2 protein-coding genes are annotated in these 2,599 nt (G+C 66.1%); both read right to left on the reverse strand.

Features of this window, described 5'->3' with window-relative positions; all coding sequences use genetic code 11:
* Window positions 1–72: 72 nt before the first annotated feature.
* A complete protein-coding gene (locus QOD90_RS11550; RefSeq protein WP_526349731.1) occupies window positions 73–1,800 on the reverse strand; it encodes a tetratricopeptide repeat-containing glycosyltransferase in 1,728 nt (575 codons plus the stop codon).
* A 4-nt stretch (window positions 1,801–1,804) separates the two neighbouring features.
* Window positions 1,805–2,599, reverse strand: a 795-nt coding sequence (locus QOD90_RS11555) for a class I SAM-dependent methyltransferase (protein WP_526349733.1), incomplete at its 5' end; no start/stop codon positions are given.

Consider the following 2,599-nt stretch of genomic DNA (forward strand, 5'->3'; position numbering starts at 1 on the left):
GTGATCTGTGAGACCGCCGACGAGGGCCGCAAGGACGACATCGCGTTCCTCCGCGACAGCCTCGCCTAGCGGCTAGACGCCGCCGATGCAGAGCACCTCGTCGAGGCTCGCCGATCGCGATGCCGCGGTCGCTCGATCCAGACGCACGGTGTCGAACATCGCGGGTCCTCTTGCCACGCCGGTTGTCACGACGTAACGACCGGCGTCAGGCGTTCGGCGCGCAACCTCCTCTCGTGCGCAGGCCCCGGTCAGCGTGGCCGCATCGCCGTAGTTGATCGCCACCTGCACCACGTCTGGTTCGGCCGCAAGCACGCCGATCAGGCGGGTGATGAGGTGTTGCGGTGCGAAGAACTGCCAGCCGCGGCCGAGGTGAAGCCAGAACCGCCCGTCGATCGCACCGCGGATGTGGGTCAGGAGCGCACCGGGGTCGGTCGGGGGCGGTGAGTCGCTGAACTCGAGAAACGGATACCGCTGGAGAAGAGTCGCGCGATCCTGCGCCGACAGGCCGGTGTCGAAGACGATGACGCGGTCGATCCTCGAGGCGTCGAGGCAGCAATTCAGAAACGTGTTGAGCGCGACTTCGGTGACGTTTCGATCCGGTCCGGCGACGATGCTGACGGTGACTTCGGCCTCGGGCGGATCCTCGGCGAGGGTCTGCGCGGCGGCTGCGGGGTAGGACAGCGCCGCGTCGAGCATCGCCGGCACCGACCAATCACGGTTCGCCGCAATCCTTTTCCGATCTTCGTCGGGGATGACGGGTCCGGCCACCAGTTGCCGGCACAGGTCGAACGCCTCCGCGTGCTTCTGCAGACGGGACGCGCATACCGCCAGCTCGTCCATGGCCCGCCACGCATAGACGTCCGCGCTGACGAACAAGATGTCTCCGTCGGGGAACGGGACCTCGACGGCGCGCTTGGCGAACAGATAGCCGAGGAGGTAGCGCTCGTCGAGTCGGTACCGGAACGCGATCGCGTGGAGGGGTTCTGATCGCACGGGCCGGTACTCCCAGGCGCGCAGGAAGGCATCCTGAACATTGGGCCAGGGGGCGCCGAGGTTGGACATCGACTCGGCCGCGCGGTGTAGGGAACGGAAGACTTCCTCTTCCCACCCGCCCATCGCGGCTCGCCGCTCGTACCACGCTTGCGCATTCTCGAAGTCGCCGAGATCGAAGTAGCTCTGCGCCAGATAGAAGGCCGACCTTGCGTCGTCGGGATTTCGCTCGACCTCGGCGAGCAACAGGTCTCGGTCCCTGGCGTACTTCTGCGGGTCCTGGTTGCGGGCACCGAGACGACGCGACTCGATGTGGTAATCGCCGTCGAGGCGCTTCCCCTGCGTCGGGTCGAGACATTCCGGGAACTCGTGCACGACGCCGTGATAGCGCCACCGCAGTCCGTCGCGGAAGACCTGTTTGCGCCAGTAGGTCATCGTGCCGCCGTCGTGATAGCGCAACTCGTAGACGTCGGCGGTCAACGAGCTGAAGTCTGGCGTGCCCGTGACCATGTCGTCGGCGTCGATGACCCAGATGTAGTCGCCGCGTCCCCTCGCCAAATCGAGCGCCTCGGAGCGGTTCTCGCCGAAGTTGCGCCACGGACGTTCGTGGAGCTCGCCGGGGATGCCGAGCTGGGCCATGTGGTCGCGGATGACGTCCTGCGTTCCGTCGACGGAGCCCGTGTCGACGATCACCCAGGACGCGATGTGCGGTGCGACGGCGTCGAGAACTTCGTGCACGATGTGTGCCTCGTTGCGGACGATCATGTTGAGACAGATCGCTGGATGCCCGTGGGCCGGTTGAACCGTCACCGGCTCAATGGGCTTTCTGGTACACCAGCCAGCGCATCTCGATCGGGCTGTTCTCGCGCTCGACGTCGAATACGTCCTGACCGCTGACCCAACCCGCGTACCAACTCGTCTGCGGCCACGCCCCCTCGGGCAGGTAGGCCTGCTCGTAGTCGTACACCGAGTCGTCGGTGATCAGTGTCAGCGGGAAACCTTCTGCCGCAGCGAACATCTCATCGCGGGTGAAGATGCTCGTATAGAGCTGCTGTCCGAGTTGGCGTGCGTCGTCGTTGAGTTGAAAGCCATCGCGAACCAGGAACGTGTTGAAGACCAGCTGGCCACCGGGGGCTAGGGCGTGGGTGGCGAGTTCGAACACCCCGCGCAGCTGCACGGTGGTGCGGAAGTCGGACACCACCTCGGACAGCACGATCAGCTGGTAGTCCTGCCGTAGATCGGCCAGCGTCGCGAAGGCGTCCCGCTCCAGCACCCGCACCTCGAGGTTTTCCTTCGCGGCGTCGGCGCGGATGATGTCGGCGAATTTCGGCGTCGCCTCGATCGCGTCGACGGGATGGCCGCGGCGGGCAAGGGCCAGGCTGTTGCGGCCCGTCCCCGCGCCCACGTCGAGCACGGGATACGTGCCGGGGTCGGGCGTCTCGGTTGCCAGCGTCCAGACGCGAGCATCGGGTTCGGTGCCGAACAAGGGTGGTTCACGGGTGGCGACCCAGTTCTCGTACGCACCCTCGATGGTCAGCCATTCGGGCCTGACGTGGTAGTTCAGCACGGTGCCGACTGGTGCCTCCCACGCGATGGTGATCTGCGAGCG

It is taken from the genome of Mycobacterium sp. (assembly GCF_032161845.1).
Taxonomy (GTDB): domain Bacteria; phylum Actinomycetota; class Actinomycetes; order Mycobacteriales; family Mycobacteriaceae; genus Mycobacterium.